Below are 20,426 nucleotides of genomic sequence, written 5' to 3'. Positions count from 1 at the left end.
TACCGGTTTTTTTTTTGTTTTATGGGGGTCCGGGGCGGGGGGGTGGGCGTGGCCGGGGTCGGCGCGGGGGGGGGGGGGGGGCAAACCGGCCCGGGCCCCACGGCGAGAGCCGGCGCGGGTCCGATGGGGCGATCGGTCGGCCGCGCTCGCCGGACTGGGGGTGGATCAGGCCGTGACCGCGCGACGCGGGTTGACCAGGGCGTGGCGCCCGGTGGTTTCAGCCGGGCTGGCGGCGGGGACCGGACGGCCCTGCGCCGGCACCGGGCTCGTGCGCCGGCCCTGCAGCCCGCGGGCCGCCGGGGCCTGCTGCGGGGCGAGCCCGCCGGCCACCAGGTGCTCGTGCGCGACCTGCCAGACCGAGCACGGCGCCTTGCAGCGGTGCCACCGGGTCGAGCAGGTGGGGCAGTCGCCGCGCTCGTCGGGCTCGTGCATCTTCAGCATCGCGCGCCACGCCTCGGTCAGGCGAGGGAGTTCGGAGCGCGCGACCGAGACGAGCGACTGGGCGTCGGCGCGGTTCGCCAGGTCGGTCAGCATGTCGAGGCGCTCCCAGACCGCATTGCGGAGGACCTGCCCGAGTACCTGATCCATGATCAGCTCACCGTTACCTTTCCGCCATCTTGGCGGCTTCGTTGAGCGCGGCGCGCAGCTGTCCGAGCTGGCCGGACGTCAACCGCGCGGTCTCGCCGGGGGGCGAGACCAGTACCACCTGGTTGTCCTCGACGAAGACCGTCACCGCGCGCTCGCGCTCGATGAGGTCTCCGCACTGCACCCGCCACACGAGCTGTCCGCCTTCGTAGTGGCGGACGGCCGCGGTGCGGGGGTCCACCGCGGCGGCGGGGGTGACCGGACGGACGGCGGAGATGGGAGAGACCACCGGCCGCACGGCGCGAGTGGCCGTACCGGCATGTCCCCCTGCGAACGAGTCCACGAACTCCACGCCCTTCTCCGCTCTGTCGTCCTCTTCGAACTGCCTTCTGCAACATCGCACCTTGCACAACGCTGCGGTTTTCGTAGCTCTCCGTGATCGCTACCGGTGTTCGGGCGGTGACGGAGATCTGACAACTACAGTGAGGTGAAACCGGGTGCGATAGAAGGTCGAAATGGCGTCATAGCGGTGACCGGACTCGGTTCCACGGTAAGCGGTCAACGGACTTCGCCCGGACCGATCAGGGCGTCGTTCGCTCGGTTCACATGGTTCGACAGCTTTGCTTACGCTGTTTCACAGACGCCCGACCGGACAGTGGAGGGGGCGCGATGGACGCCAGTAACGGTGGCGGTGCCGAAGCCCGGCAGAGCCACGCCGTTCCCGCCGACGCGTGGGAGCAGCCCGAGATGAGAGCTGCTCTCGCCACTCGCGAGATCAGCGCCGTCTACCGGCTCCTTCGCAAGCACGGTGTCTCGCAGCGCCAGATCGCCGCGATGACCGGCCAGTCCCAGTCCGAGGTGTCGGAGATCCTCAAGGGTCGCCAGGTCATGGCCTACGACGTCCTCACGCGGATCGCCGACGGCCTGGGTGTCCAACGTGGATACATGGGCCTCGCCTACGACGAGGCCACGGCGATACGCGTCGTCGGCTCCGCCGACGGCCAGCAGGCTGAGGAGGACGAGTCCGTGAAGCGACGGAGGTTCCTCGCGCACGCCGCCCAGGTCACGATGGGTGCGGCGGTGTTCGGTCCGGAATCGGGCACGTGGTCGGCGGGACCGGCGCGGACGCCGGCTCCCGGGCGCATCGGCATGACCGACGTGCGCCAGGTGGAAGCCGCGACGCGCGCCCTGCGCGCCCTGGACTACCAGTACGGCGGCGGGTTCTGCCGCGACGCCGTCGTGGCGCAGCTGTCCTGGGGGCAGCAGATGCTCGAGTCCAACGGCACCGACGTGGTGAAGAACCGGCTGTACGTCGCGCTCGCCGACCTGCACTCGCTGGCCGGCTGGACCTCGTTCGACACCGGGCTGATGGACTCCGCCCGCGGCCACTTCGCGAACGCGCTGGACCTGGCCAAGCAGGGGGACAACCACCCGCTGGTGGCCAACGTGCTGTACCGCATGGGCCGCGTCTACCTGCACCAGGACGCCCCGAACGACGCGCTGAAGCTGTTCCAGCTCGGCCAGATCGCCGCCCAGGAATCCGGCTCCGAGCTGGCCGTCTCCGTGCTCTGCGCGAACGAGGCCTGGGCCTACGCGATGATGGGCAACGAGGAGCAGGCGGTGAAGCTGCTCGGCCGGAGCAAGGACGAGTTCGAGCGCGCCAACCTGGCCGAAGCCGAGTCCTGGGTGAAGTTCTTCACCGAGACCGACGTCTACGCCATGGTCGGCACCGTCCACACCGTCCTCGCGCAAAAGAACGCCGAGCACACCAAGTTCGCCATTCCGGCGCTGACCAGGGCCGTCGACTCCTACGACGACGAGATGGCCCGCTCCAAGACCTTCATGTTGAGCGCGCTGGCCACGAACCACCTGCTGGACGGCGACCTCGACCACGGTTCCAAGGTCGGCGGCAAGGCCATCGACTGCGCCGAGGGCATCAAGTCCGAGCGCGTCAAGGACCGGATGCGGCCCCTCCAGGAGGAGGCCGAGCGCCGCCGCAACAACGCCGACGCGCGTGACCTCGCCGACCGCCTCCACGCTTTCTACGCCGCGTAACGCCGGAACCGTCTTGGACGGACGGTTCACCCCCGGCAAGTTGCGAGGCGTGCTGGCCGAGACCTGCGCGCTGCTCGACCTCGACCCGGCCGGCGCGCGGCTGTTGCGGTTCACCAACAACGCGGTGTACGCGCTGGTCACGGCCCCGGTAGTGGTCCGGATCGTCGGCTCGACCCAGCTCCGGCACCGCGTCGGGACCGTGGTCCGCGTCGCCCGCCACTTCGAAGAGCACGGTGTCCCGGCGATCCGGCTGCTCGACCGCGTCGAGCAGCCGATGGAGGTCGGCGAACACCTCGTGACCGTGTGGCACCAGGTGCCGACCATCGGCCGCCCGGCGACGACCGCCGACCTGGCCCGGCTGCTGCGCCAGGTGCACGCGCTCCCCGCCCCGGAGGGCCTGGCCGAGTGGGCGCCGTTCGCCGCGGTGCGGGCCCGGGTGTCCGACGCCGAGGAGATCAGCGCCGAGGACCGCGCGTTCCTGCTGGAGCGCTGCGCCGAGCTCGAGGCCGCACTGTCCGAACTGGAGTTCCCGCTGCCCCGGGGCCTCGTCCACGGCGACGCGTACCCCGGCAACGTCATCCCCGGCCCGGACGGCCCGGTGCTCTGCGACTTCGACTCCTCGTGCGTCGGCCCGCCGGAATGGGACCTGACGCCGCTGGCCGTCGGCCGTGAGCGGTTCGGGGACCCGCCGGTGCAGTACCGGACGTTCGCCGCGGCGTACGGCTTCGACGTGACCTCCTGGCCCGGCTTCGCGGTGCTCCGGGGGATCCGCGAACTGAAGCTGACGACCAGCGTGCTGCCGATCCTGCGCAGCCGGCCCCAGGTGCGGCCGGAGCTGTTCCGCCGTCTGGACGACCTCCGCAACGGCCGAACGGACGTCCGGTGGACGCGTTACCGCTGAGCCGGAACTGTCACTTCGTGTGACGGGCACCACATTCTGCACGTGCATTCGACGGCTGCGAAAGACCGTTCGTCGCTTCAGGAATAGGGCCTGCTCTGGGTAGAAAGTTCTGCCCGACCGGTCACCTCCAATGGATGCCCAGTCATTCCAATGCGCAAGTTGCAGCTACACGCCGTGACTCCGCACCCGGTTCTACCTGCGTGGACGTGCGATCAGGAGGCGACTACCGGCGCCCGCGTCAGCACGACGGCGAAGCCGAACGCCAATCCCATGACGGTCAGCTCGAGCGTCGCCCACGACGCGAGCGCCGTGCGGTTGTGCCGGACGATCTGCGGCATCAGCCGCCAGCGGAGGTTCGCGCCGAGCAGCGCGATCGCGCCGGTGCAGACGAGCTTGAGGATGAGCAGCTGCCCGTACGGCGTCGTGAAGATCGCCGCCCAGAACCCGATGGTCGGGTTGAGCGAGATCTCGATCAGGCCGTTGAACAGCCCGGTCGCCGCGGAGATGACCAGGCAGAGCGTCGCGAGCTTCGAGAACCGGGGCATCGCGTGCGCGAGCAGCGTCCGGTTCGCCACGAGGAGCACGGTCATCGCGCCGAGGCCGCCGGTCCAGGCGACCGCGCTCATGACGTGCAGCTCCATCGAGATCATCGTGTAGTCGTGGTAGCTCCAGTTCGACGCGTGGCCGGTGACCGGCAGCGGCAGCAGCGCGAACAGCCCGAGCCCGACGCGGACCTCGGCCGGGATCTTCTCGCCGTACCGCAGGGCGAGCGCGCCGATCCCGGCGTGCGCGAGGGACAGCGCGGCGACGATGACGAGTGCCTTCCCCGCGCCGACGTTCGCGATGTAGTCGCCGATGTCGGCCGCCGAGAGCGTCGAGGAGCCGGGTTTGTACTCCGCGGTCTGCAGGATCAGCGCGACGACCGACGTGGTGGCCCAGACGAGCGCGGCCGCGACGCCGGCCGGGCGGGCCAGCCGCATGATCGGCTCGGTGAGCTTCGGCCGGTCGTAGCCGACCAGGACCGAGAGCAGGGACAGGCCGATCGTGGTGACCGCGGCCAGGTCGAGCAGCACCCGGACGATCGGGATGCCGGCCGAGACCACCGCGGCGGGCTGCACCACACCGGGGACCGGGGTGGTGGCGGTGAGCGCGACGCCGATGAGGGCGCCCAGCAGCCCCGCGGTCACGACGCAGAGCAGCGTCGCGTAGCGGGGCTTCGTGGTGGTCTCGGCCTGCGTCATCGTGCTACTTCTTCTCTTCCACGGCCTTGGCTTCCGAACCGCCCGCGCGCAGGGCGACGGTCAGCCCGATCGCCAGCAGGACGACCGCGCCGGCGATCCACACCCAGATCGGCACCCCGGTCGAGGACGACTGCGACGTCGCCTGCGCACCGGAGCCGCCGGGTGACTTCGCCGCGTCCACGGTCGCCGGCGTGCCGGAGCCCGCGGTGGTGAGGGTGAACGAGAGCTCACCCGTCACGGGGTGGCCGTCTGCGGACAGCACCCGGTAGCCGATGGTGTACTTCCCGGCCGGTCCGAGCGGCCGCAGCGGCGCGCTGATGACGTTGTCGACCACGCTGATCGGCCCCTCGGCCCACTGGCCGCCGCCGGGTCCGGTCACCGCGATCTGGTTGACGTCCGCGCCCTGCACGTACTGGTCGAACGTCAAGCTGATCTTCGGCGGCCCGGCCGCGACGGACGAGCCGTTCGCCGGGTCGGCGGAGATCAGCACGTTGTGCGCGAGCGCCGGGGTGGCCGTGCCGAGCACGGCCACCACCGTCAACGCCAGCGCGACGAGCGCCTTGCGCATTTAGCTGGCGCCTCCAGACTTCGCCGTGGCCTTGCGGGCGCGGATGGTCGCGCCGGCACCGACGCCGACGCCGATCGCGCCGACGAGCAGCCCGGCACCGCCGAGCCAGCGCGCCGTGTTGTCGGATGTCGCCGCCGCGGCTTCAGTGTGCTCTCCGGTGGTCGCCGCGGTGTTCGCGCCCATGGCGGCGTGGTCGTCGCCTTCCGCGGCCTTCGCGGCCAGCTTGACGACCGGCGCCGGGTGCTCCGGCTCCTCGCCACCCGCCGGGGTCGGCTGGTTCCAGTCGACGACCTTGCCGTCGCTGTAGGTCTGGTGGGCCGGGAACTCGACCTCGTCCACGTTGGACGGCAACGGGCCGAAGCTGACCTCGAACTCCTGGTAATTGGTGGACTTGAGCTCGCTGCCCGGGGCCGCGGTCCACGTCACCGCGGTGACGGCCTCGGTGATCTGGGTGCCGTTGTCCTTGGTGATCGGGGCCGGCAGCTTCGACTTGGTGACGTCGGCGGTCCAGCCGGGGATCGGCTTGGTCCGCACGCTGCCGATGCCGTAGTCGGCCTTGAAGTCGACGGCGACCTTGGTGGTCATGGTCGTCGGCTCTTCACTCGGCACGCGGAACACGATCGCCGCGTAGCCGCCCTTCGTCGGCTGGGCGCCGTAGACGTTGGCCGTGACGTGCGCGGAGGCGACGCCGGTGCCGAGGAGACCGGCGACACCGATGGTGGCGGCGAGGAAACCGGCGCGCTTGAAGACGTGCTGGGACATGGGTTCACTCCTGATGAACTCAAAAAAGGGGACGGCACGGTTCGGGGACCGGGCCGTGAAGGGGAAAAGTTCGAGGTCAGGAGTGGGCGGGCGGGCCGCGCCGCCCGCGGATCCGGCGCAGGTCGACGCCGACGAGGTGGCTCGGCGCCGCGGTGCGGGCCGGGACGAGGGCGGCGGGCGCGACCGGCACCGGCAGCGGGCCGAGCAGCCGCGGCAGGATCGCGCGCAACGCGGCGAGCAGGGCGAGCAGCGTCTCGTCCGCGCGGGAGAGCAGGAGCGCGGTGAGCACGGTCGCGACGGCGTGCGCGGCGACCATGCCGAGGCCTTCACCCGGCATCGTGTACATGTCGTGGTGCCCGGCGAGCGTCGTGAGCAGCAGGTGCATCACCAGCTGGGCGGCACCCAGGAGAGTGATCGTGGCGACCGGGCCGCGGGCCTTGCGGGCCAGCGCGGTCGCCGTCCAGCCGAACAGCGCGCTCAGCAGCACGGTCATCGCCGGGTCCGGCAGCCCGCCGTCGGCGAGCCGGTGCGCGGTGACGGAAAGCGCTCCCGCGCTCACGCCGAGTGACACTCCGCGCATAGCACCTAGCACGGCGGGACGCCGTCCTGAAGTGCTCATGCCGAGCAGCCTAAGTGACGCCCCGACGGGTGATCTTCCGATCCCGTCAAGTGAGCACACACGAAGTTCACGGTTCCCGGTCGGGATCGGTTCAGGGTTTTTGTTGCCGATCACGCGCGGATACGGAACGGTGTCGGAATCAATGAGGCCTGGGACGGGGGTTTGGCTTCGGAGCACGGTGGGTACTGAGCCGTCGGTCAGGAGCTAGCCCGTTCGGGTGAAGCCTCACGGACGCGGGCGGGAGTGCGGACACGGATGAATCTCTTCGAGTACATCTCGGACCGGGCGAGCAAGTTGTGGCTGGAGGCCTACCTGCACACCAGCCTGGTGGTGCAGTGCACGATCCTGGCGGCGGTCATCGGCGTGCTGATCGGGGTGGCGGTCTACCGCAGCCCGATCGGGTCGGCCGTGGCCACCGCGCTGGCCAGCACGATCCTCACGGTTCCGTCGTTCGCCCTCCTGGGCCTGCTGATCCCGATCTCCGGGCTCGGTCCGACGACGGCCGTCATCGCGCTGGTGCTGTACGGCCTCCTGCCGATCGTCCGGAACACCATCGTGGGGCTCGACGGCGTCGACCCGGCGATCACGGACGCCGCGCGCGGCATCGGGATGAGCCGCTTCGGTGTGCTCACCCGGGTCGAGCTGCGGCTGGCCTGGCCGGCGATCCTCACCGGCATGCGGGTCGCGACGCAGATGCTGATGGGCATCGCGGTGATCTCCGCCTACGCGAAGGGCCCGGGCTTCGGCGCCGAGGTCTTCTCCGGGCTCACGAACGCGGGGAGCACGAACTCCCTCAACCAAGCCGTCACCGGCACGGTCGGGGTGGTCATCCTCGCCCTGATCCTCGACGGCGTCTACGTCCTGATCAAGCGCTTCACCATTTCGAGGGGTGTCCGTGGCTGAGAACGCTGTGACAGAAGAAGACGGGGTCTCCGGCGTCGAGATCGAACTGGAACACGTCACGAAGAAGTACCCCGGCACCCGCGAAGCGGCCGTCGAGGACTTCTCGATGGTCGTGCCCGCCGGGAAGATCGTCGTCTTCGTCGGCCCCTCCGGCTGCGGCAAGACCACCACGATGCGGATGATCAACCGGCTGGTGCAGCCGACGTCGGGCCGGATCACCATCGGCGGCGACGACGCGCTCAAGCTGGACGTCGACACCCTGCGCCGCCGGACCGGCTACGCGATCCAGCAGGCCGGGCTCTTCCCCCACTTCACCGTCGCGCAGAACATCGCGGTCGTGCCGGGCCTGCTCGGCTGGGACAAGAAGCGGGTCAACGACCGGGTCGAAGAGATGATGGACCTGGTCGGCCTCGACCCGTCGGACTTCCGCGAGCGCTTCCCGCGGCAGCTCTCCGGTGGTCAGCAGCAGCGGGTCGGCGTCGCCCGCGCGCTGGCGGCGGACCCGCCGGTGCTGCTGATGGACGAGCCGTTCGGCGCGGTCGACCCGATCACCCGCGGCAACCTGCAGGACGAGCTCCTGCGGCTGCAGACGGAGCTGAAGAAGACGATCGTCTTCGTCACGCACGACTTCGACGAGGCAGTGAAGCTCGGCGACAAGATCGCGGTGCTGGGCAACCAGTCGACGATCCTGCAGTACGACACCCCCGAAGCGATCCTGGCGAACCCGGCCAACGACACGGTCGCCGGCTTCGTCGGGGCGGGCGCGTCGCTGAAGCAGCTGACCCTGCTGCGGGTCCGCGACGTCGAGCTCCAGCAGGACGCGCTGACCGCGACGGTCGACGACGACCCGGCCGAGGTCCGCAAGAAGCTCGAAGACCAGCGCAAGCACTTCGCCCTGGTGCTCGACCAGCGCAAGCGGCCGATCCGCTGGGCGCACGTGCGTGAGCTGACGGCGGGGTCGTCGCTGGCGACCGCCGGACGGCCCCTGCGCGACCTCGTCAGCCTGCAGTCGACGCTGCAGGACGCGCTCGAGGCGATGCTCGCCGAGGGCGGTTCGGTGCCGGTGACCGGCGCGCGCGGCGAGTACGCGGGCACCATCCAGCTGGACACCGTGATCGCGACCATCCAGCACCTGCGTGAAGAGCACACGAACGGTGAGGAGGTGTCCGCATGACGGCTGCCGTCGATACCGGCTTTTCCACCGAATCCGGCTCCAAGCGCGCGGAACGCGTCCGGCTGTTCGCGCAGCCCGTGGTCGTACTGGTGATCGTCGCCGTGACGCTGATCTGGGTGTTCTCGAGCGGCCTGAACGCCACCGAGAAGGAGACGCTCAACGCCACGTCGCTGTTCACGGCGCTGGGCGACCACGTGCTGATGACGCTGGTGGTGACCGCGATCGTCGTACTGGTCGCGGTGCCGCTCGGGGTGATCGTGACGCGGCCGTGGGCGCGGTTCCTCGCGCCGGTCTTCCTGGCGATCGCGAACATCGGCCAGGCCGCGCCCGCGCTCGGTGTGCTGGTGCTGTGGTTCATCGTCACCGGCGCGACCGGCGGGCTGTGGGTGGCGGCGCTGCCGCTGGCCTTCTACTCGCTGCTGCCGGTGCTGCGGAACACGATGGTCGGCATCCAGCAGGTCGACGAGTCGCTCATCGACGCGGGCCGCGGCATCGGGATGTCGGCGGCCGCCGTCCTGTGGCGGGTCGAGATGCCGCTGGCCGTCCCGCTGATCCTGGCCGGTCTCCGCACCTCCCTGGTGCTGGCGGTCGGCACCGCGACGTTCGGCATGTTCGTCAACGCCGGCGGGTTCGGGCTGCTCATCGACACCGGGTACAAGCTGAACCTGACCTCGGTGCTCGTCACCGGTTCGGTGCTGGCCGTGGCGCTCGCGCTGCTGGTCGACTGGCTCGGCGCGGTCGCCGAACAGTTCTTCGGACCGAAGGGGCTGCGATGAAACTCCGCCGATTGAAAGCCCTCTTCGGGGTGGCGGTGCTGGGCGCGACGCTCTCGGCCTGCGGGCTGACCGTCAACCAGGCGGTGCCCTACGACATCCAGCCGGGCACGATCCAGCCGATCCCGTCGCTGCAGGGGCTGAAGGTCACGGTGGGGTCGAAGGACTTCACCGAGAACATCATCCTGGCCTACATGGCCGAGATGGCCCTGACCGCGGCGGGCGCGGACGTCGTCGACCTGTCGGACATCAAGGGGTCCAACTCCTCGCGGCAGGCGCTGCTCACCGGGCAGACCGACGTGACGTGGGAGTACACCGGCACGGGCTGGATCAACTACCAGGGCAACGAGCTCCCGGTGCCCGGTGGTGAGAAGGCCCAGTACGAAGCCACGGCCAAGGCGGACGAAGAGAAGTTCGGCGTCACCTGGCTGAACTACTCGCCGCTCAACGACCAGTACGCCTTCGCCGTCACCGAGGCGTACGGCGCGAAGAACAACCTGAAGACGACGTCGGACCTCGCGGCGTTCCTCAAGCAGAAGCCGGACCAGAACGTGTTCTGCCTGGAGACGGAGTTCACCAGCCGCCAGGACGGGTTCCCGGCCGCGGTGAAGGCCTACGGCTTCCAGAACCCGAAGATCGAGAACTTCGGCATCGGCACGATCTACTCGGCGGTCGCGGGTGGCACGTGCCCGGTCGGCGAGGTGTTCACCACCGACGGCCGGATCTCCGGGCTCAACCTGCGGGTGCTCGAGGACGACAAGAAGGCGTTCCCGCAGTACAACGCGGTCGCGACGCTGCGCACGGACTTCATCAAGGCGCACCCGGACCTGCGCGGCCCGCTGGAGAAGATCAGCGCGGCGATCGACAACGAGCAGATGGTCCAGCTCTGCAAGCAGGTCGACGTCGACGGCCAGGACGCGGGCAAGGTGGCCCACGACTGGATGGTCAAGAAGGGCTTCGTGAAGTAGCCCGCCACGACGGGGAACGGCCGGGCAGCGCACGCTGCCCGGCCGTTTCGCTGTCTCAGGCGGCCGCGCCCGGACCGGGCAGCGGGTCGACGTCGCGGGCGTGCATCGGCTCGCCGCAGTGCGTGCACCGCAGGCCGGCCGCGCTGATCTCGCCGCACCCGTGGTGGCGGTAGACCACCGGCGGTCCCGCCTCGCCGGCGAGCCACTTGTCACCCCAGCCGGCCAGCACCATGAGCAGGTCGACGAGGTCGGTGCCGCGTTCCGTCAGGACGTACTCGTAGCGCGGCCGCTGGTCGTAGGGCCGCCGTTCGAGCACGTCATGCTCCACGAGGTGGTTGAGCCGCTCGGTCAGGACCTTGCGCGAGATGCCGAGGTCCGCCTGGAGCTGCTCGAACCGGGTGAAGCCGACCCAGACGTCGCGCAGGATCAGCGGCGACCAGGGCTCCCCGATGACGTCGAGCGTGCGCGCGATCGAGCACGCCATCCCGCCGAAGTTCGTGCGCTGCATGAACCCAGTCTACCCCTCTGGGTTCCCTTAGGGAACTCTGGCTGCTACGGTTCTGGAGTCTCTTGAAGGAACTCTGGGAGGATGACGAGATGGGCAAGGTCTTCGGCGCTCACGCGGTGTCGGTCGACGGGTACATCACCGGCACCGGGCCGCGCCCCGGCCAGGGGCTCGGCGACGGCGGGACGCTCTTCGACTGGTACTTCGGCGGGGACACGCCCAGTGCGGTGTTCGACGGCTTCAAGCTGAGCGAGCCCAGCGCCCGGGTCTTCGACGCGGCCGCCGGGCGGGTGGGCGCGATCGTCGCGGGCCGGAACACCTACGAGGATTCCGAGCACTTCGGCGGCGGCAGCCCGCACCCGGCGGCTCCGCTCGTCCTGCTCAGCCACCGCCCGGCGCCCGAACTGACCGCCCGGCAGACCCTCGTCACCACCGGCGTCGAGGACGCGATCGCGGCGGCGCGTGAGATCGCGGGCGCCAAGGACGTCGGCCTGATGGGCGGCGGTGTCCTGACCGAGGCGCTCAAGGCGGGTCTGGTCGACGAGGTCGTGCTGCACCAGGTGCCGATCCTGCTCGGCGGCGGCCGCCCGTTCTTCCAGGCGCTGCCCGCGCACGTGGGTCTGCGCCTCCTGGAAGTTGTCCCGGCGCCCGGCGTGACCCATCTTCACTACGCAGTCGAAAACTGAAGGAGCCCAGCACCATGATCAACGACGACGTCCGCGAAATCCTCGATGGCACCCCGATCGCCCACCTCGCGAGCGTGCTGCCCGACGGCGGCCCGCACGCCGTTCCGCTCTGGATCGGCACCCACGGCGACCACATCGCCGTGTTCACCGGCCCGGACTCCCGCAAGGCGCGCAACCTGCGCCGCGACCCGCGGGTCGCGATCTCCCTGACACCGGACGGCAACCCGTTCCAGCCGGTCATCATCCGCGGCAAGGTCGTCGAATGGGTCGACGGCGACGCCGGCTGGGCGATCATCGACCGGATCTCGGAGAAGTACACCGGCGGCCCGTACCCGCGCGAGCAGAACCGGCACGTCGCGCTCATCGAGCCCGAGTACCAGCAGGTGGGGATGCGCTGAGGCCTAGATGCCCAGGCGGTGCAGCAGCTGGCCCTCCAACCGCTCCAGCTCGCCGGCCACCGCGCGGTGCGCCGACTTCCGGCGCGCCGCCGGCATCCGCTCGGCCGCGCGGACCGTCGCCGACAGCTGTTCCAGCGTCCCGAGCGAGTCCTTCGCGAACTCGACGTCCGCGGGCGTGGCCTTTTCGGACTTCTGCAGCTCCCGGCAGCCCTCGGCGATGCCCGCGATCCGGGCGTGCAGGGCCGCGCCACGGCCCGTGTAGTTGCCGAGCTGGTCGACCGCGACCCCGAGCTTGCGTGCCTGGTAGCGGTCGTACACCTCCCGGGCCGCGCCCGCCGCGCGCACGGCGTACGGCGCGACCACGGGGATCACGACCGGCCCGAGCACCTTGGCCACCGCGACCGCGTTCTTCGCCTTCTTGGGGGTGAATCGGCCTTCACCCTCGACCTTGGCCTTGCGCGCCATGGCACCTCCTGCGACGTGTCGAAGTCGAACTTACTGGTCGCCCGGGTGGCGGGCATGTCGGCTCGGCGGTGGGAATCTAGAGTGATCTCCATGAAGGGCGAGGTGGTACTCGACGCGGGAGCGGTCAGCCGCTGCCGGCGGCGCGTGCACCTCGAACACGATCCTTCGATGCGCGAGGTCCCGCTGTCGCCGCCGGACCCGACGGCCCAGCAGCGGATCGCCGACGCCACAGCGCATCGCGAGGACATCGTGCAGCGGCTGATGGCCGCGACCGGTGGTCCGGAACAGTGGGTGAAGATCGACCGCGACCTCTCCGCGGGCGAGCGTGTCGAACGCACCGAGCAGGCCTTCGCCGCCGGGGCGCGCTACATCTGGGGCGCGCTGCTGCCGGTCGATCCGGCCGGGCACCGGCGTGGCGGCATCGACCTGCTCGTCCGGACCGAGCGCGGGTACACCCCGGTGCTCGTGGTGCGCCACCGGATCACCGACCGCGGCACCGGCGCGATCGTCACGGAGATGACCGACCTCGACCCGGCCCACCGCGCGTCCGACGGCGGTCGCAAGGTGCGCTCGCAGCCGCGGGACCAGCTCCGGCTCGTGCACATCCGCCGGATGCTGCAGACGCTCGGGCAGGCCGACGAAAGCCTCGTCCTCGGCGGCGTGATCGGCCTCGACGCCGACGTCGTCGTCTGGCACGACCTCACCGCGGGCACCTGGCCGAACGGGCGCAGCGCGATCACCGAGTACCAGGCCCGGTTCGCCGACCGGCTCGCCATCGCCAACGCCGCCGCGAACGGCGAGGAGCCGCTGGCCGAGCCGTCGCGGGTGCTGGAGTGCCGCCGCTGCCCGTGGTGGCCGACGTGCGAGGCGATGCTCACCGAGACCCGGGACGTCAGTCTTGTGGTGCGCGGCGAGGACGCGATGGAGCTGCGCCGGGCCGGCGTGTCCACTGTGGACAACCTGGCCGCGCTCGACCCGGCGGGCGAAGCGCCGGTGATCAACTGGACCGGCGTGACGTTCCCGGACGCCGTGGTGCTCGCCCGCGCCTGGCTGGCCGGCCTCACGCTCGTCCGCCGCGTCGACCGGGTCGACGTGCCGCGCGGCGACGTCGAGGTCGACGTCGACATGGAGAGCTTCGGCGACGCCGGCGCGTACCTCTGGGGCTGCCTGCTCACCGGCGCGGACATCGGCCTGGAGCCGGGTTACCGCGCGTTCGCGACGTGGGACCCGCTGCCGACCGGCGACGAGGCCCGCTCCTTCGCCGAGTTCTGGGCCTGGCTGACCGACGTCCGCGAGCGCACCGAAGCGGCGGGGCTGACGTTCCGCGCCTACTGCTACAACGCGCTCGCCGAGAACCGCTGGCTCTTCGGTTCGGTCGAGCGCTTCGGCGACCACCTGGGCATTCCCACGAAGAAGGAAGTCCAGTCCTTTGTGGACTCCGAGGAGTGGGTCGACCTCTTCCGCAGCGTCACCGACCAGTTCCTGTGCTCCCAGGGCAAGGGCCTGAAGGTGATCGCGCCGGCCGCCGGGTTCTCCTGGCGTGATCCGGAGGCGGGCGGTGAGGCGTCGATGCGCTGGTACCGCGACGCCGTCGGCATGGACGGCGAGGTACCGGACGACAGCCAGCGCGAGCGGCTCCTGCGTTACAACGAGGACGACGTCCTCGCGACCCGGGCCCTGCGCGAGTGGATCAGCGAGCGCGCCCAGGCCGAGATCCCGTACATGTTCGACATCTGATTGTTTCGTCTACTAAGACACTTGCCTGCTGGCGCGTCTTGCGTATATTCGTCCACGAGTATTCGTTGACGAGGAGGCAGCGTGAAGCGGCGGAAGGTCGGCAACATGCTCGGGCTGGCCGTGCTGTCCGTCGTGCTCGAACGCCCGATGCACCCGTACGAGATGGCGGCCGTGCTGAAGCACCGCGGCAAGGACGCCGACATGCCGATCAAGTGGGGCTCGCTCTACACGGTCGTCGCGAACCTGGAGAAACACGGCTTCCTCGAGACCGTCGAGAGCGTCAAGGACGGTGGGCGGCCCGAGCGGACCGTCTACGGCATCACCGACGCCGGGCGCGCGGAGTTCGAGGACTGGGTCCGCGAGCTCGTCGGCACGGTCGAGCCGGAGCCCCCGCGGTTCCAGGCCGGCCTGTCGATGCTGGGGGCGCTCGGCCCGGACCAGACGATCAGCCTGCTGCGGCAGCGGATCGCGCAGCTCGACGACCACGTCGAGGCCCAGCGGACGACGCTCGAGCAGCTGCGCCCGACGATGCCCCGGCTGTTCCTGGTGGAGGTCGAGTACAACCTGGCCATGACGCTCGCCGAGGTGGACTGGACGCGAGCCTTCCTGGCCGACCTGACCGGCGGCGCCCTGCCCGGCATCGACGCCTGGCGGCGCTTCTACGAGACCGGCGAACTCCCCGACGACCTGGGGGAGCTCGTGGAAAAAGAGAAGTAGCACGGACCCCGGGAGGTGCTGGCACACCGCCCGGGGTCCTCGACCCCGAACCGAGCACGCCCGGTCACGAGGTGGCACCGGCAAGGATAACCGGGCGGCTCTTCGGTTCGGCTCAACCGAAGAGGAGAGATCCATGGAGACGACCCGCAAGCACAAAGTGCCCGAGATGGAGGGCTTCCAGGCCCGCTGGTACGCGAAGAACCGGGGGACCGACGCCCAGCTGAAGCAGTACCGGCGGCAGGCGGCCGAGGTCACGGCCGGGCTGGCGGCCGGCGCCGAGATCCTGGAGGTGGCGCCCGGACCCGGGTTCTTCGCCGTCGAACTGGCGAAGCTCGGCTACCGCGTCACCGGGCTCGACATCAGCCACACGATGGTCGAGATCGCCCTCGAAGAGGCACGGAAAGCCGGCGTGGAGATCGCTTTCCGGCAGGGGGACGTCACGACGGCGCCGTTCGCCGACGAGTCGTTCGACCTGCTGGTCTGCCAGGCCGCGTTCAAGAACTTCCGGCAGCCGGTGACGGCGTTGAACGAGATGCGCCGGGTGCTGCGGCCGGGTGGGTTCGCGGTGATCCACGACCTCAACCACGAGGCCACGAGCGCGGACATCAACCGTGAGGTCGACTCGATGAACGTGGGCGTGATCAGCGGCTTCACCGTGCGCCAGACGCTCGGCTGGCTGCGGCGCCGCGCGTTCACCCCGGCGCAGTTCGAGGCGCTGGCCGCGGAAAGCGATTTCGGCGGCTGTTCCGTCACGCAGGCGGGGGTCGGCCTGGAGGTCCGTCTCACCCGCTGACCACGACCGCCGGGGCACCCAGCGTGCCCCGGCGGGGCAGGTCAGCGCGGGGCCATGCGGAGCGAGCCGTCCATGCGGACGACCTCGCCGTTCAGGTAGTCGTGGTCGATCAGCGACAGCGCGAGCTGCGCGTACTCGTCCGGGCGCGCGAGGCGCTTCGGGAACGGGACGCCGGCGGCGAGCGACGCGCGGAAGTCGTCGCTGACCGTGGCGAGCATCGGGGTGTCGACGATGCCGGGCGCGATGGTCAGCACGCGGATGCCGTGCGAGGCCAGGTCGCGGGCCGCGGGCAGCGTCATGCCGACGATGCCGCCCTTGGACGACGAGTAGGCGACCTGCCCGATCTGGCCGTCGAAGGCGGCGATGGACGCGGTGTTGACGATGACGCCGCGGGCGCCCTCGTCGAGGGGCTCGGTCTGCGCGATCGCCTCGGCCGCGATCGTCAGCACGTTGAACGAGCCGATCAGGTTGATCTGCACGACCTTCGCGTAGAGCGCCAGGTCGTGGCGGCCCTTCTTGGACAGGATCCGCGCGGACGGCCCGATGCCGGCGCAGTTCACCACGGTCCGCAGCGGCACCCCCGACCCGGCCGCGGTCGCGACGGCGGCCTCGACCTGCTCGACGTCGGTGACGTCAGCTTCGACGTAGGTGATGCCGTCGACCTGCTCGGCTTTCTCGATCGACGGCGCCAGGTCGAGCGCGAACACCCGCGCGCCCTTGGCCGCGAGGGCCTTCGCCGTCGCCCCGCCGAGGCCGGACGCGCCCCCGGTGACAAGTGCGGCCGTGTCCGTGATCTGCATGTATGCGGTCCCTTCGTCCTTCGATTCGCCCAAGGTTAACGCTCGTTCGCATCGCGGGGGTTCGTGTCTTCGCTCACCGCTCCCGAGGGCGACCGGTTCCGTTAGCGCGGTGGTCAACTCCGGCTGTCACCTTCAGCAGCATGACGCCTGCTCGGATCGTGGTGGTGGGAACGGGTTACGTCGGACTGACCACGGGCGCTTGCCTGGCCAGTCTTGGTCATTACGTCACCTGTGTGGACGTCGACCGCGCGAAGGTGTCGAGGCTGCGCGCCGGCCGCGTGGACATTCTCGAACCGGGGCTGGCGGAGCTGGTCGGCCGCGGTGTCGCCGCCGGGCGCCTCCAGTTCGTCGTCGGCGCGCGGGACGCGGTCCGCGCCGCGGAAGCCGTCTTCCTCTGCGTGCCGACGCCGATGGGCGCCGGCGGCTCCGCCGACCTGCGCGCGGTGGAGGCGGTGGCCGCCGAGATCGGTGACGTCCTGCCCGCCGGCTGCGCGCTGGTCACCAAGTCGACCGTGCCGGTCGGCACGTCGAAGCGGATCGAACGGATGCTCGGCCGCACCGACGTCCCGGTGGTGTCGAACCCCGAATTCCTGCGCGAGGGCACCGCGGTCGCGGACTTCCTGGGCCCGGACCGGATCGTCGTCGGCTCGGACGACCTCGCGGCCGCCCGCTGGGTCGGCGACCTGTACGCGGACCTCGCGGCGCCGGTCGTCGTCTCCGACGCGGCGAGCGCGGAGCTGGTGAAGTACGCCGCGAACTGCTACCTCGCGCTGAAGCTGTCCTACGTGAACTCGATCGCCGAGCTGTGCGAGCGGCTGGGCGCGGACATCAACCTCGTCACCGAGGGCATGGGCTACGACCGGCGGATCGGGCGGACGTTCCTCAAGCCCGGCCCGGGCTGGGGCGGTTCGTGCCTGCCGAAGGACACAAGTGCGCTGGTCAAGGTCGCGGAGTCGGTGAACTACGACTTCAAGATGCTGACCTCGGCCATCGACGAGAACATCGCCCAGCGCGACCGGATCGTCGCGAAGATCGCCGGCGCGGTCGGCGGCACGCTGGCCGGCGCCCGGATCGGCGTGCTGGGCCTGGCCTTCAAGGCCGGCACGAACGACCTGCGCGACTCGCCCGCGCTCGCCGTGTCCTCGGTGCTGTGCGCGCTCGGCGCGGAGCTGGTCGCCTACGACCCGGCGGTGGACAGCGAACTGCCCGGGATGACCGTGGTCGACGACGCCTACCAGGTCGCGAAGGACGCCGACGTGGTCGTCGTGCTGACCGAATGGGACGAGTTCAAGCGCCTCGACTGGACCGCGATGGCCGAGCTGATGGACGGCATCGACGTCGTCGACACGCGCAACCTGCTGGACCCGCGGGTGATCGTCGAGGCCGGGCTGTCCTGGCAGGGTGTCGGGCGGCCGCGGGCGGCGGCGCGAATCAAGGTCGCCTGAGCGCGTCTCGCTGGCTAAGATCGTCGGCACGGCATCGCGTGTCGGTCACCGGCTGGGTGAGGCATGGAGGTGGCGGGAGTGCCCCGGAGGCATTTCAACCGTGTCAGTATCCGTTTCCGTTGAATTGAACCATCTGATCGTCCCGTCCCGGAACAACCGGAAATCCGCCGAATTCCTGGCGAACCTGCTCGGCCTCGAGGTCGGGGAGGAATGGGGCCCGTTCATCCCGGTCGAGGTCCGCAACGGCGTCCGTCTGGACTTCGCGACCATCCCTGAGCAGGACCTTCGCCTGCAGCACTACTGTTTCCTGGTTCCCGAGGACGCTTTCGACGCCGTCTTCGCGCGGCTCGTCGAAACCGGTGTGACCTACCACGCCGATCCGCAGGGGAAGCAGGTCGGCGAAATCAACCACAACCACGGCGGCCGTGGCGTCTACTTCCTCGATCCCGGCGGCAACGGGATGGAGATCATCACGCAGCCGTACGAGCCGGAGCGGCGTCGTCCAGCCTCTTGGTAATTCGTTAGCAGTGCGTACTATCGGGGCATGTTCACGACGAGGCCCGAGCTGGCCGGCACCTTCGGGATGGTGGCATCAACCCACTGGCTGGCTTCGGCCACCGGGATGGCGGTGCTGGAAGACGGCGGCAACGCGTTCGACGCGGCGGTCGCCGCCGGGTTCGTCCTGCAGGTCGCCGAGCCGCACCTCTGCGGACCGGCGGGCCAGGTACCCGGCCTCTTCGTGACCGCGGACGACCCGACCCCGCGGGCGCTGGCCAGTCAAGGCCCGTCGCCCGCGGGGGCCACGCCGGAGCACTTCGCCTCGCTCGGGCTGGACCTCATCCCCGGCAGCGGCCTGCTCCCGGCGACCGTCCCGGGGGCCTGGGACGGCTGGCTCCTGCTGCTGCGCGACTACGGCACGAAGTCGCTTCGCACGGTGCTGTCGTACGCGATCGGCTACGCGCGCAACGGCGTCCCGCTGGTCCCGCGGGTCGGGGACACGATCCGCGCCGTCGAGCGGCTGTTCGTCGAGCACTGGCCGACGTCGGCGGAGCTGTGGCTGCCGGGCGGCAAACCGGCGTCCGGGCTGCACCGCAACCCGGCGCTGGCGGACACCTGGGAGCGTCTGCTGCGCGAGGCCGAGGCCGTCTCCGGCCGTGAGGCGCAGCTCGACGCGGGCCGGCGTGCCTGGTCACAGGGTTTTGTCGCCGAGGAGATCGACGCGTTCAGCCGTCAGGCGTTCCGCGACGACTCCGGCCGCGACCACGCGGGCCTGCTCACCGGCGACGACCTGGCGTCGTGGTCGGCCGGTTACGAGGACCCGGTCTCGGTCGACGTCGACGACTGGCGGCTGGTGAAGATGGGCGGCTGGACGCAGGGGCCGGCTTTGTTGCAGCAGGCCCTGCTGATGCACGGCTTCCGCGACGAGCTGTCCTTTGTGGATGGCGTGGCGTCGGAGCGCACCGTGCACCTGGCCGTCGAAGCGGCGAAGCTCGCCTTCGCGGACCGCGAGGCCTGGTACGGCGACACGGACGTCCCGCTGGACGTGCTGCTTTCCGCGTCCTACACGGATTCCCGGCGCGCGCTGATCACCGACGAGGCGTCCCCTGCGCTTCGACCCGGTGACGCCCGTGGACCCGCGCGTCTCCCGGCGATCCTGGACTCGCTGCAGGGCCTTCGCGCGGAAGGCGGCGCGACGGGCGAGCCGACGGTCGGCCCCCAGGGCGAGACGCGCGGCGACACGGTCCACCTGGACGTCGTCGACGCGGCGGGCAACCTGGTGTCGCTGACGCCGTCCGGCGGCTGGCTGCAGTCGAGCCCGGCGATCCCGTCGCTGGGCTTCTGCCTGGATTCGCGCGGGCAGATGTTCTGGCTGGAGCAGGGCCTCCCGAACTCCCTGGCGCCGCGCAAGCGCCCGCGCATCACGCTGTCGCCGTCCCTGGCCCTGCGCGACGGCGTCCCGACGCTCGCCTTCGGCACCCCGGGCGGCGACCAGCAGGACCAGTGGCAGCTGTGCTTCTGGCTGGCACACGTCTACGGCGGCCTGAACCTCCAGGAGTCGATCGATTCGCCGGCCTGGCACACGACGGCGTTCCCGAGCTCGTTCTACCCACGTTCCTGGAACCCGCGCGAGCTGGTGGTGGAGTCCCGGCTCGGAGCGTCCACATTGGACGGCCTGCGCGCCCGCGGTCACCAGCTCGTGGACGCGGGCGACTGGTCCCTCGGCCGCCTGTCGGCGGTCTCCCGCGCGGACGGCCTGCTCCACGCGGCGGCCAACGCCCGCGGCATGCAGGGCTACGCGGCGGGTCGTTAGTGGCGCGCGTCTTCCACGCG

General features: G+C 70.5%; 23 protein-coding genes. 14 read left to right on the top strand and 9 right to left on the bottom strand.

All coding sequences use genetic code 11. The features are described from left to right. Positions 1-165: 165 nt before the first annotated feature. Together ACGFMK_RS39675 and ACGFMK_RS39670 are read right to left on the bottom strand one after the other, a co-directional pair. Complete coding sequence (locus ACGFMK_RS39675) at positions 166-588, bottom strand: hypothetical protein (protein ID WP_392774425.1); 423 nt, start codon at positions 586-588, stop codon at positions 166-168. A 13-nt stretch (positions 589-601) separates the two neighbouring features. Next, positions 602-937: a hypothetical protein gene (locus ACGFMK_RS39670; protein WP_323325419.1), complete on the bottom strand. Its 336-nt coding sequence runs from the start codon at positions 935-937 to the stop codon at positions 602-604. A gap of 317 nt (positions 938-1,254) precedes the next feature. On the opposite strand from ACGFMK_RS39670, the gene ACGFMK_RS39665 reads away from it, so the two are divergent. After that, complete coding sequence (locus tag ACGFMK_RS39665; protein ID WP_392774423.1) at positions 1,255-2,640, top strand: tetratricopeptide repeat protein; 1,386 nt, start codon at positions 1,255-1,257, stop codon at positions 2,638-2,640. A gap of 13 nt (positions 2,641-2,653) precedes the next feature. Further along, positions 2,654-3,541, top strand: coding sequence for a phosphotransferase family protein (locus ACGFMK_RS39660; protein WP_392774421.1), 888 nt, complete (start codon positions 2,654-2,656; stop codon positions 3,539-3,541). Between the two features lie 212 nt (positions 3,542-3,753). On the opposite strand, the gene ACGFMK_RS39655 is transcribed toward ACGFMK_RS39660, so the two are convergent. The 4 genes from ACGFMK_RS39655 to ACGFMK_RS39640 form a co-directional block, all read right to left on the bottom strand. After that, positions 3,754-4,782: a copper resistance D family protein gene (locus ACGFMK_RS39655; protein ID WP_392774419.1), complete on the bottom strand. Its 1,029-nt coding sequence runs from the start codon at positions 4,780-4,782 to the stop codon at positions 3,754-3,756. Positions 4,783-4,786: 4 nt separating this feature from the next. Beyond that, positions 4,787-5,350: a copper resistance protein CopC gene (locus ACGFMK_RS39650; protein WP_392774417.1), complete on the bottom strand. Its 564-nt coding sequence runs from the start codon at positions 5,348-5,350 to the stop codon at positions 4,787-4,789. Beyond that, the gene (locus ACGFMK_RS39645) at positions 5,351-6,112 is read right to left on the bottom strand and encodes a YcnI family protein (RefSeq protein WP_392774415.1); all 762 of its coding nucleotides are present in this window, start codon (positions 6,110-6,112) and stop codon (positions 5,351-5,353) included. 76 nt (positions 6,113-6,188) lie between these two features. Next, positions 6,189-6,692, bottom strand: coding sequence for a hypothetical protein (locus ACGFMK_RS39640; protein WP_392774413.1), 504 nt, complete (start codon positions 6,690-6,692; stop codon positions 6,189-6,191). A gap of 294 nt (positions 6,693-6,986) precedes the next feature. On the opposite strand from ACGFMK_RS39640, the gene ACGFMK_RS39635 reads away from it, so the two are divergent. From ACGFMK_RS39635 to ACGFMK_RS39620, 4 genes are read left to right on the top strand one after another with little or no spacing between them, the layout of a single operon-like run. Beyond that, positions 6,987-7,634 carry an ABC transporter permease gene (locus ACGFMK_RS39635; protein ID WP_392774412.1) on the top strand — a complete coding sequence of 216 codons (648 nt, stop codon included), beginning with the start codon at positions 6,987-6,989 and terminating at the stop codon, positions 7,632-7,634. Continuing rightward, positions 7,621-8,808: an ABC transporter ATP-binding protein gene (locus tag ACGFMK_RS39630; RefSeq protein ID WP_392774410.1), complete on the top strand. Its 1,188-nt coding sequence runs from the start codon at positions 7,621-7,623 to the stop codon at positions 8,806-8,808. Before ACGFMK_RS39635 ends, ACGFMK_RS39630 begins: the two co-directional genes overlap by 14 nt. Next, on the top strand, positions 8,805-9,584 hold the full coding sequence (locus ACGFMK_RS39625; protein WP_392774408.1) for an ABC transporter permease: 780 nt from the start codon (positions 8,805-8,807) through the stop codon (positions 9,582-9,584). Before ACGFMK_RS39630 ends, ACGFMK_RS39625 begins: the two co-directional genes overlap by 4 nt. Then, positions 9,581-10,549, top strand: coding sequence for a glycine betaine ABC transporter substrate-binding protein (locus ACGFMK_RS39620; RefSeq protein WP_392774406.1), 969 nt, complete (start codon positions 9,581-9,583; stop codon positions 10,547-10,549). The genes ACGFMK_RS39625 and ACGFMK_RS39620 overlap by 4 nt, the downstream gene beginning before the upstream one ends. A gap of 55 nt (positions 10,550-10,604) precedes the next feature. Here ACGFMK_RS39620 and ACGFMK_RS39615 read toward each other — a convergent pair whose 3' ends face one another. Then, the gene (locus ACGFMK_RS39615) at positions 10,605-11,057 is read right to left on the bottom strand and encodes a winged helix-turn-helix transcriptional regulator (RefSeq protein WP_392774405.1); all 453 of its coding nucleotides are present in this window, start codon (positions 11,055-11,057) and stop codon (positions 10,605-10,607) included. Between the two features lie 89 nt (positions 11,058-11,146). On the opposite strand from ACGFMK_RS39615, the gene ACGFMK_RS39610 reads away from it, so the two are divergent. Together ACGFMK_RS39610 and ACGFMK_RS39605 are read left to right on the top strand one after the other, a co-directional pair. Then, entirely contained in the window at positions 11,147-11,740 is a 594-nt protein-coding gene (locus ACGFMK_RS39610) for a dihydrofolate reductase family protein (protein ID WP_392774427.1), read from the top strand. A 14-nt stretch (positions 11,741-11,754) separates the two neighbouring features. Next, the gene (locus ACGFMK_RS39605) at positions 11,755-12,138 is read left to right on the top strand and encodes a PPOX class F420-dependent oxidoreductase (protein ID WP_392774403.1); all 384 of its coding nucleotides are present in this window, start codon (positions 11,755-11,757) and stop codon (positions 12,136-12,138) included. 3 nt (positions 12,139-12,141) lie between these two features. On the opposite strand, the gene ACGFMK_RS39600 is transcribed toward ACGFMK_RS39605, so the two are convergent. Continuing rightward, positions 12,142-12,603, bottom strand: a complete 462-nt coding sequence (locus ACGFMK_RS39600) for a DUF6474 family protein (RefSeq protein ID WP_392774401.1) — start codon at positions 12,601-12,603, stop codon at positions 12,142-12,144. 90 nt (positions 12,604-12,693) lie between these two features. Between ACGFMK_RS39600 and ACGFMK_RS39595 the strand changes: the two genes are divergently transcribed. The 3 genes from ACGFMK_RS39595 (at position 12,694) to ACGFMK_RS39585 (ending at position 15,850) form a co-directional block, all read left to right on the top strand. After that, entirely contained in the window at positions 12,694-14,340 is a 1,647-nt protein-coding gene (locus ACGFMK_RS39595) for a TM0106 family RecB-like putative nuclease (protein WP_392774399.1), read from the top strand. An 81-nt stretch (positions 14,341-14,421) separates the two neighbouring features. Continuing rightward, on the top strand, positions 14,422-15,057 hold the full coding sequence (locus ACGFMK_RS39590; protein WP_392774397.1) for a PadR family transcriptional regulator: 636 nt from the start codon (positions 14,422-14,424) through the stop codon (positions 15,055-15,057). Positions 15,058-15,190: 133 nt separating this feature from the next. Next, positions 15,191-15,850 carry a class I SAM-dependent methyltransferase gene (locus tag ACGFMK_RS39585; RefSeq protein ID WP_392774395.1) on the top strand — a complete coding sequence of 220 codons (660 nt, stop codon included), beginning with the start codon at positions 15,191-15,193 and terminating at the stop codon, positions 15,848-15,850. A gap of 41 nt (positions 15,851-15,891) precedes the next feature. On the opposite strand, the gene ACGFMK_RS39580 is transcribed toward ACGFMK_RS39585, so the two are convergent. Next, positions 15,892-16,650, bottom strand: a complete 759-nt coding sequence (locus tag ACGFMK_RS39580) for an SDR family NAD(P)-dependent oxidoreductase (protein WP_323325443.1) — start codon at positions 16,648-16,650, stop codon at positions 15,892-15,894. Between the two features lie 140 nt (positions 16,651-16,790). On the opposite strand from ACGFMK_RS39580, the gene ACGFMK_RS39575 reads away from it, so the two are divergent. From ACGFMK_RS39575 to ACGFMK_RS39565, 3 genes are all read left to right on the top strand, one after another. Continuing rightward, positions 16,791-18,095, top strand: coding sequence for a UDP-glucose dehydrogenase family protein (locus ACGFMK_RS39575; protein WP_392774393.1), 1,305 nt, complete (start codon positions 16,791-16,793; stop codon positions 18,093-18,095). 124 nt (positions 18,096-18,219) lie between these two features. Beyond that, positions 18,220-18,612: a VOC family protein gene (locus ACGFMK_RS39570; protein WP_392774391.1), complete on the top strand. Its 393-nt coding sequence runs from the start codon at positions 18,220-18,222 to the stop codon at positions 18,610-18,612. Between the two features lie 27 nt (positions 18,613-18,639). Beyond that, positions 18,640-20,406 carry a gamma-glutamyltransferase family protein gene (locus ACGFMK_RS39565; protein ID WP_392774389.1) on the top strand — a complete coding sequence of 589 codons (1,767 nt, stop codon included), beginning with the start codon at positions 18,640-18,642 and terminating at the stop codon, positions 20,404-20,406. Positions 20,407-20,426 lie beyond the last annotated feature (20 nt).

It is taken from the genome of Amycolatopsis sp. NPDC049252 (assembly GCF_043197175.1).
In the GTDB taxonomy this organism is placed as follows: Bacteria; Actinomycetota; Actinomycetes; order Mycobacteriales; family Pseudonocardiaceae; genus Amycolatopsis.
The sequence above is the reverse complement of the archived record's forward strand: the minus strand, read 5'-3'. Positions and strand labels throughout refer to the sequence as shown.

Coding starts and splice junctions, on each gene's coding strand:
- ACGFMK_RS39580 (WP_323325443.1), bottom strand. CDS start 16,650: ATGCAGATCACGGACACGGCCGCACTTGTCACCGGGGGCGCGTCCGGC.
- ACGFMK_RS39645 (WP_392774415.1), bottom strand. CDS start 6,112: ATGTCCCAGCACGTCTTCAAGCGCGCCGGTTTCCTCGCCGCCACCATC.
- ACGFMK_RS39615 (WP_392774405.1), bottom strand. CDS start 11,057: ATGCAGCGCACGAACTTCGGCGGGATGGCGTGCTCGATCGCGCGCACG.
- ACGFMK_RS39655 (WP_392774419.1), bottom strand. CDS start 4,782: ATGACGCAGGCCGAGACCACCACGAAGCCCCGCTACGCGACGCTGCTC.
- ACGFMK_RS39600 (WP_392774401.1), bottom strand. CDS start 12,603: ATGGCGCGCAAGGCCAAGGTCGAGGGTGAAGGCCGATTCACCCCCAAG.
- ACGFMK_RS39575 (WP_392774393.1), top strand. CDS start 16,791: ATGACGCCTGCTCGGATCGTGGTGGTGGGAACGGGTTACGTCGGACTG.
- ACGFMK_RS39635 (WP_392774412.1), top strand. CDS start 6,987: ATGAATCTCTTCGAGTACATCTCGGACCGGGCGAGCAAGTTGTGGCTG.
- ACGFMK_RS39565 (WP_392774389.1), top strand. CDS start 18,640: ATGTTCACGACGAGGCCCGAGCTGGCCGGCACCTTCGGGATGGTGGCA.
- ACGFMK_RS39585 (WP_392774395.1), top strand. CDS start 15,191: ATGGAGACGACCCGCAAGCACAAAGTGCCCGAGATGGAGGGCTTCCAG.
- ACGFMK_RS39640 (WP_392774413.1), bottom strand. CDS start 6,692: ATGCGCGGAGTGTCACTCGGCGTGAGCGCGGGAGCGCTTTCCGTCACC.
- ACGFMK_RS39605 (WP_392774403.1), top strand. CDS start 11,755: ATGATCAACGACGACGTCCGCGAAATCCTCGATGGCACCCCGATCGCC.
- ACGFMK_RS39610 (WP_392774427.1), top strand. CDS start 11,147: ATGGGCAAGGTCTTCGGCGCTCACGCGGTGTCGGTCGACGGGTACATC.
- ACGFMK_RS39620 (WP_392774406.1), top strand. CDS start 9,581: ATGAAACTCCGCCGATTGAAAGCCCTCTTCGGGGTGGCGGTGCTGGGC.
- ACGFMK_RS39625 (WP_392774408.1), top strand. CDS start 8,805: ATGACGGCTGCCGTCGATACCGGCTTTTCCACCGAATCCGGCTCCAAG.
- ACGFMK_RS39675 (WP_392774425.1), bottom strand. CDS start 588: ATGGATCAGGTACTCGGGCAGGTCCTCCGCAATGCGGTCTGGGAGCGC.
- ACGFMK_RS39665 (WP_392774423.1), top strand. CDS start 1,255: ATGGACGCCAGTAACGGTGGCGGTGCCGAAGCCCGGCAGAGCCACGCC.
- ACGFMK_RS39595 (WP_392774399.1), top strand. CDS start 12,694: ATGAAGGGCGAGGTGGTACTCGACGCGGGAGCGGTCAGCCGCTGCCGG.
- ACGFMK_RS39650 (WP_392774417.1), bottom strand. CDS start 5,350: ATGCGCAAGGCGCTCGTCGCGCTGGCGTTGACGGTGGTGGCCGTGCTC.